Below are 7701 nucleotides of genomic sequence, written 5' to 3'. Positions count from 1 at the left end.
CCACGCTAATCGAGTTTGCGTTTATCGGCATAATACATGCCATCATCATTAAAATGATCAAACCAATTTTCTTCACCATTTCACCACCATTACACAAATTATTGGAATTAAAATAAAACACAATTCCCTAAAAGAATACGATTTACGCACTTCTTTCTCTTTCTTTTTAGGAAACACTCTTTTGGCCCTTACAACCAACCTTTTCGTATTGATCCCATACGGTGTACAAGTCACTAGACTCAACAAATCCCTATTCTTTTCAATACCCATATCCAAGATAGCTTCCGGTTCTACCACAATAGAATCCACCACCTCATAGACCAATTCTTTTTTACACACATGAATATAGATCAAATCCTTCTTCTTTAACTCATCCAAACGCGTAAAAAGCTTGGCACTAGGAAGGCCTCTATGACCAGTTAATATACAATGCGAATTCTTTCCGCCAACAGGAAGACTTGTAAAGTCAAAATGACCAATCCCACGATTTAATACTTCATCACTCGTTCCACGATAAATTGGTAAGTCTACATCGATCACTGGAATCTGGATGGTTGCGATTACGCTTGATGATAAAGTATTCAACATCGTTTCATACTCTTATTTTTCTTTACCCAAATACAAATTTTGATTGTAGTTCAACCCAGCATTAAAACTCGACTCTAATATGCCCTCATCCATTTTTTCTTCTTCTAAATAAAAACTTGAAATGACATTCTCTACACTTTGATGAAAGAAGAAATTTAAGATGAGTGGCAATACACAAATCAAGAAACCCAGAAAGAATAGAATCCTATTCTTCCCTTTTCTTCTTACATACATACACCATAATACCAGCACCCGTTAGTACACAGACAATCGTTCCCATAGATCCAGTGACCGGTAATTTAGAACCCGTTTGATTCACTACTTTTAAAGCTACACTTAAATCATTCGTACTCGCATTTAAATGCGTATTAAAACTTGTTGCCGATAGAGAAACCAATCCCTCTCCATTCGAAGTATAGTTATTTCGATCCGCTACAAATGTAGGCGTAATTTGAATTTCAATAGCTTCCTTTAATAAAGTATATCCATCCGGTGCCATGATTTCCTTTAAATAATACGTTCCCTGATCCAAGCCTTGAATCACAAACTCACCCTTTGCGTTGGATACAATCTCTTCATCTACACCATTTGAAACTACATATCCATTTGTGCTTTTCTTTACCTTTACTAAATCACTCAAATTCGAATCACGATACAACTTAAATGTAGCCCCCTCAAGTTTGACATCCTTCTCATTTGTCTTTAAACCCCTCACCTGATATGTATAGCACACAACACTATCCCAAGGCGTTTGTCCTTTCGAATTCGTTTGCGGATCATTTGAGAAATTTAATCGTATCTTATTTTCAAAACCCTTTTTTGAAATCTTTGTGGCTGCCAAATCATTTAAATACGCATCATACGTAAACAAGATTGGATCTCCTTGACTGGCAAGTCCTTTAAAATCATGGAATGTAACTTTAAATCCAGTTGAAGTCTTAGTAACACTATATTTATCAGCAGAAATAAGAGTATCCTTGATCTTTACTTGTATACTATCTTCTTTTAAAGATAAACTAGGATCCATTTCATCCTCAAACTCTAAAAAATAAGAAGCATATCCACTCATATCCGGCACTTTCGATTCATACTTATATGAAATGTCTTGCATAATCTCAAAATCACCCACATCATTCCAACCTATATTGTTGTCATCTTCATAAATCTTCTTTACAATACTTGGATAATCCGACTTAATTTTAATCGTTGCCTTAGGATTTGCCGTATTGACCATCGTCATAGAACTTGCCGCATGAGTATTGGATACATTGGTAATTTCATCAATCAAATAGAAACCATATTCCAACTTATCCAACGTAATATTTCCATTCACATCGCAACTCTCTACATTCACAATACGAGCTTCCATAGAAGATATCGCATTTTGAATCGATTCAATAAACGTACGATATTCACTTTGACTTCCTTCGTTATCTAAAGACATCATATATTCCACTACATCTTGATCCGATACCGTTTTCGATAACTTACTTGATACAAGCTCCTTGATTTTAGATGCATATACACTATTTAAAGTATAGTGAATCGAAGTATTGTCCTTTGAATTTGTCGCATCAAATAGTTTATATACTTTAAACGACTTACCCTGCATGGATTGATTTTGATTTGCCTGAATCACAATACTCGCATCTCCCTCATTAAAATTTGCCATTCCATGCACAACGGAAACACTTGTTTCTTTTGCGCTCACAGGACTTGTGACCATTGCCAACATCAATAGTCCTGTATAAATTAAATTTCTTTTATTCATGATTTCTCCTCAACATTAAATAGGCACCTACAATTACACACACCAAACTCATACTTGAACCTGTATGTGGAAGCTTTGTCATTCTTTCATTCACAAACTCCAAGTTCACACTTCCATCCGCATATAAGCCATCTACTTTTTCTTGATCCATATACACATCATATTGTCCTTTAACCGGTATAAAATCCGTTTTTATACAATACACACGATCTATCTTTTGATAGCCACTTGGCGCCTTGATTTCTTTTAAATAATACGTTTCACCATTCTTTAAATCCGCAAAAGATACAACACCATCAACCGTACTCTTCTCATCAATCTTTTCTTTACACTCACTATCTTTAAATAATCCAAATACAGCACCATCCAGTAATTGATGCATATTGTTTTTCTTTACAATCTTCAAAGAAAATGGATTCACCTTATTTGAAAATGTGATGACAGGATCCACTCCAGAAATACTTCCATCACGCAACACTTCAAATTCAATAGGCTGAATATCCAGGGCATATCCATCTAGAGTCTTAAACTCGGTTAATGTATGTTTTCCTTTTGTCAGACCCATCCATTCAATTTCACCTTTATCATTCGTTTTTTCTTGTAAAGGAAAAGGTAAGTTTGGCATCGTATGCTTAAAGATGACATTTGGCAATGGAATTTGCGTACCCTCCTGTACTTTGACTAGCTTTAAACGGTTCACTGTATCTTTCACACTGAATGTCTTAAATGCACTAATATGTTCCGATGTACTACTTGTACGATCTAACTTTTGTACATATACTGTGCTATCCAATAAATACCCCTGTGGAGGATCGATTTCCTGAACCGTAATCGTACCTAATGGTAAACATATCTTTCCATTCAGATCCGTATAGAAGGCATCCCCACTTACTTTATACGAATCTTCCATCAAAATCTTGCCTGTCTTATCTGTCTTTAATATCCAGCTACGTATTGGTGAAACACCTAAACTTGCTGGATCCTTATCATAAAGACCTCCATAAAACTTAAATTCATACTTCGCATCTTTTAAGCTGGCCATACCCTGCGCTTTATTTCCTGTTTGGGCATCTTGTTTCACCAAAACTAAATCCACAAGATTGGTTTGTGGAACATCACGCACTTCGATTTCTTGAACCGCTTGATCTTCAACCTTAACCGTATAGATTGTTGTATCTTTTTGATAGCCATGCGGCGCTAGTATTTCATTAATGTAGTAAGTACCAATATCTAAATCTTCAATCACATTGGACTTACCATTTTCATCAATTTTAAATTCACCAATCTTTTCTTTACACCCAGAATCTTTATACAATCCATAAAGAGCCCCAGAAAATGTATAGGATGCATTCGATTGATTGATCTCATTCTTTGAGCTGACCTTTAAAAGCTTTACTGAACCTGTAGGCACATATACACCATATGCCAACTTTTGAAGCGGCGTTAACACCCCTTGCCAGTTATAGGCAGATCCAGCTACATCTACTAAATAGGTTGAATAATTTTTAACACTTGGCTTTGCGATAATTTCATTCCATAAACCACCCACTACTTTATTCCAGTGATACCCATCATTACTTGCCTTACTAATACAATTTGAACTATACGCATTCGATACAAGTTCACTTGTGAGTACAATTGCTCCACTGACGCCATAACGAGATGTTAATATATCTCCAGGACCGTTATAGCCATAGTACAAACATTTCTTTAAGTTCTCATTTTCAACCAAATATGGATCGGAAGTCACATCTCCTGCTGCAGGAGACGCATTTAATCCTTGCGCACAAAATGCTTCATGCGAATTCGACAATTTCCATATTCCATTCGCAATATAGTAGCCAGGCTTTTCTTCATACCGATGGTGACTCATACTTACTACACTACTTGCTCTAGATTCCATCACATCTACAGTCGTTTCAAATCCTGCACTATAGCGATCTAAAATCATCAAGCCATTCTTGATCAAATACGCATCCGAATAGTTATCATAAAAGTCTTCACTTAAAAAATAAGTGGAGTCACAATAATCTAATAAACCATACTCACCCGCCTTAGCTTTTCGCAATTCAATAAATTCATCCGTATTGATATTTCCCTTTTTATACTCCTCCATCATCTCCATTTCTTTTAAACTCATTCCATACGTATCCATCGTGTTGGCACGAACAATACTTAAAGAAAGAATAAATACTATAAGAATACTCATACATATATAAATCTTCTTTTTCATTCCTTCACCTCCCATTTATATATTCTTTTCTTCTCACCTATTATTTTGACAACCCAATGTGAAAAAGACATTAATTCCAAGCATTTCCTTACGATACTTCCTATCTTGTCTAAAACGCAAAAAAACAAGCGTTTTACATAAAAAACACTTGTCAAAAAATCACAAATCGTGTATTATAAATAGGCACATTGGGGTATAGCCAAGCGGTAAGGCATCAGACTCTGAATCTGACATTTCCTTGGTTCGAATCCAAGTACCCCAGCCATGCCTATTACAGAGAAGCAATTCTCTGTTTTTTTTATACTTTTTTCTTAGATTACCGACATATTACCGACATTTTCAAATTCATTACCGACATTTTGATTGTATTACCGTCATTATTTTGTCGGTAATGAATGATCAATTAAGCTATATGACTTAATTATCACCGAATTAAGTTGTTTGGCTTAATTAGACATAATAAAAGAGAGCCTTTACTAAGCTCTCTATATGTGTCTATTAACGATTGAAGAAGAAGTTAGGAATTTGTTCATCATCACTTGTGTTATTTTCAACACTAGTTACAACACCTGGGTTAACAGGCGCTTGGATTTTTGGTTCTGTGAACAATGTATCATTCGCAACTTGTTTAATTACTGGTTCACTACGTCTTTTACGTTGTTTTTCTTTTGGTTCTTCAAATCCAGTAGCGATAACTGTAACGATGATCGCATCTCCTAATTGTTCGTTGATTGCGATACCGAAAATACAGTCCACATCTCCTCCAGCTGCATCTTGAATGACAGCTACAGCGTTTTGTGCATCAAATAAGCTAACTTTGTCACCACCAGTGATGTTTACGATAGCTGATTTAGCACCAGAGATTTGTGCTTCCAATAATGGTGATTGGATAGCTTTTTCAGCAGCAGAGATAGCTTTGTCTTCTCCTTCTGCCATACCAATACCGATCAATGCACGGCCTTGGTTTTGCATAACGCTACGAACGTCCGCAAAGTCTAAGTTTACCAATGCTGGAACAGCAATCAAGTCAGAGATTGTTTGAACACCTTGACGTAATACGTTATCTGCAGCTTGGAATGCTTCTTCGATTGGTTTACGACCAATCACATCTAATAAGTTGTCATTTGAAACGATAATTAATGAGTCAACATATTTTTTCAATTCTTCAATACCATCTTTGGCATTGTTTGCACGACGACGACCTTCAAAAGTGAATGGACGAGTTACAACGGCAACTGTTAAAGCGCCTTCTTCTTTAGCAATCTTTGCGATTAATGGAGCAGCACCCGTACCAGTTCCACCACCCATACCAGCAGTGATAAATACCATGTCGCTTCCTTTTACAGATTCGCGGATTTCTCCTTCACTTTCTTCAGCAGCTTTACGTCCATATTCTGGATTTCCACCAGCGCCTAAACCTTTAGTTGTTTCTTTTCCTAAAACGATTTTGTTATCGCAAGGAGAGTTTTTCATAACTTGTACATCTGTGTTGCAGATATAGAAATCAACACCCTTAACACCATCAGCAACCATGCGGTTAACAGCGTTGGATCCACCACCACCAACACCAAATACTTTAATATTTGCTACTTGATTAAATTCAGTCATATAATATTTTCCTCTCTTTTTTATTCTTCATCTGCTAAAATAGCATTCTTTAACTTCTTCGTAAATCCACCTTCACCAGTATGCGCCTTTTGATTAATAGAATCAATGCTTGCTTCTAATTCATTATTGTTTGCACTAATTCTGTCATCATGGTGAATACGGTTGATGTCTTGCCAAGCATAAGCCATACCTAAACCACACACAAATGCACCATCTCTTGCACCAATGGCTTGTTCTTGATAGATCATTGCGCTCGCATTGAATGATTTATCTAGATCCTTCAATACGGGAATGTTACTTCCTTGTCCTGTGATCACATATCTTGATTTTCCTTGGCGAACAATTGGTAAACATGCATCATTGACAGCTGCAATCCATTGACGAATACGAGGTAAACAAGCCTTCGCTAATTCATTGGCCGTAATCTCAACACGCATATCTTCTCTTTGTTCAATATAAACGATCACATCACTGTTTTCATCTTCTTGGCCCGAGAAAATATTCTGCAACAATCTGTAACATACATCGTCACTTAACTTATATTTTCTTTGGATATCTTCAATGAACCATAAGTATCCATAATCCAAAGTTGTACAAGTCATTAAACGACCTGTACTAAATAAAGCTAAAGTAGAGTGATTCTGTTCCAAATCAATTTGGATTGTGACTCTTTCTGTGCTCTGTGCCAAAGCCGCAGTTTCTTGACCAATCGCAAATGAATCTACACATAGATCCAAGATTTCAAGATTTGCCTGTTCCACACAACGAGCATACGAATAGATCGTTTCCTTGTCGGCATATAATAGATCTACATCCATAATGAAATCTTCACATTCCTGATTTAATGGAAGTTTCTGACTCACTTGTCCATTGACTTCATAAGACACCTTATTCGCATTGACAAATTCTACATCTTCATTCAATCGTTTTTGAATGGCGTTTTTAAATCCTTGCTGAATATGGAACAAACGAATATTTTTTGTACCATCTTCAATCTGAACACGCACCTTTTGTGAGCTACGCATTACATTTACACTAGGAACAGCCAATAAGACACGCTCAATTCGATATCCTAAAGCTGCCTGTGCATTCGTTATAGCTTGACGAATGGCTGTAACAATAGCACTTTCATCGACAATCTTTTGATTTTTATCTACACCTGAACAAGCAACTCTTTCTGTTCTTAAAACGTTGTAACGAGCTTCAAATATCTCTAAAACGATAAGACGAATCTCTTGATCAGCAATTTCGATAGCCGCATAAACTCTTTTCTTACTCATTCGACGTCTCCTTTTACATACTACTTATCAATAATACCATATTTGAAACAAAAATAGAAGATTCTCTTTTTAAATTCGACAATGAAAAAAGGGCCAGCACAAGCCTACCCTTCTAATTTTGACTATATAAAAATAGTTAGGGTCTAGATACGCTATAAGATTACATAGGGTAATGTGCTAGGCAGCTTAAAATTCGCTCCAAAGTATTTTGGGGCGTTTTT

Annotated in this window: 6 protein-coding genes and 1 tRNA gene; 1 reads left to right on the top strand and 6 read right to left on the bottom strand. The window is 36.2% G+C overall.

What is annotated here, in order from left to right; all coding sequences use genetic code 11:
• Positions 1-72: 72 nt before the first annotated feature.
• From ACZQCL_RS03295 to ACZQCL_RS03280, 4 genes are read right to left on the bottom strand one after another with little or no spacing between them, the layout of a single operon-like run.
• A complete protein-coding gene (locus ACZQCL_RS03295) occupies positions 73-588 on the bottom strand; it encodes a class C sortase (RefSeq protein ID WP_482481840.1) in 516 nt (171 codons plus the stop codon).
• A gap of 12 nt (positions 589-600) precedes the next feature.
• Positions 601-759 carry a hypothetical protein gene (locus ACZQCL_RS03290; protein WP_482481839.1) on the bottom strand — a complete coding sequence of 53 codons (159 nt, stop codon included), beginning with the start codon at positions 757-759 and terminating at the stop codon, positions 601-603.
• A 34-nt stretch (positions 760-793) separates the two neighbouring features.
• On the bottom strand, positions 794-2359 hold the full coding sequence (locus ACZQCL_RS03285; protein ID WP_482481838.1) for a SpaA isopeptide-forming pilin-related protein: 1566 nt from the start codon (positions 2357-2359) through the stop codon (positions 794-796).
• Positions 2352-4592: an MSCRAMM family protein gene (locus ACZQCL_RS03280; RefSeq protein WP_482481837.1), complete on the bottom strand. Its 2241-nt coding sequence runs from the start codon at positions 4590-4592 to the stop codon at positions 2352-2354. Before ACZQCL_RS03280 ends, ACZQCL_RS03285 begins: the two co-directional genes overlap by 8 nt.
• A 189-nt stretch (positions 4593-4781) precedes the next feature.
• Here ACZQCL_RS03280 and ACZQCL_RS03275 point away from each other — a divergent pair.
• A tRNA-Gln gene (locus tag ACZQCL_RS03275) sits at positions 4782-4857 on the top strand.
• Positions 4858-5090: 233 nt separating this feature from the next.
• On the opposite strand, the gene ftsZ is transcribed toward ACZQCL_RS03275, so the two are convergent.
• Positions 5091-6200, bottom strand: coding sequence for a cell division protein FtsZ (ftsZ, locus tag ACZQCL_RS03270; protein ID WP_117571723.1), 1110 nt, complete (start codon positions 6198-6200; stop codon positions 5091-5093).
• Positions 6201-6220: 20 nt separating this feature from the next.
• Positions 6221-7480: a hypothetical protein gene (locus tag ACZQCL_RS03265; protein ID WP_117925831.1), complete on the bottom strand. Its 1260-nt coding sequence runs from the start codon at positions 7478-7480 to the stop codon at positions 6221-6223.
• Between the last annotated feature and the right edge of the window lie 221 nt (positions 7481-7701).

This window comes from Holdemanella sp., assembly GCF_056804935.1.
The sequence above is the reverse complement of the archived record's forward strand: the minus strand, read 5'-3'. Positions and strand labels throughout refer to the sequence as shown.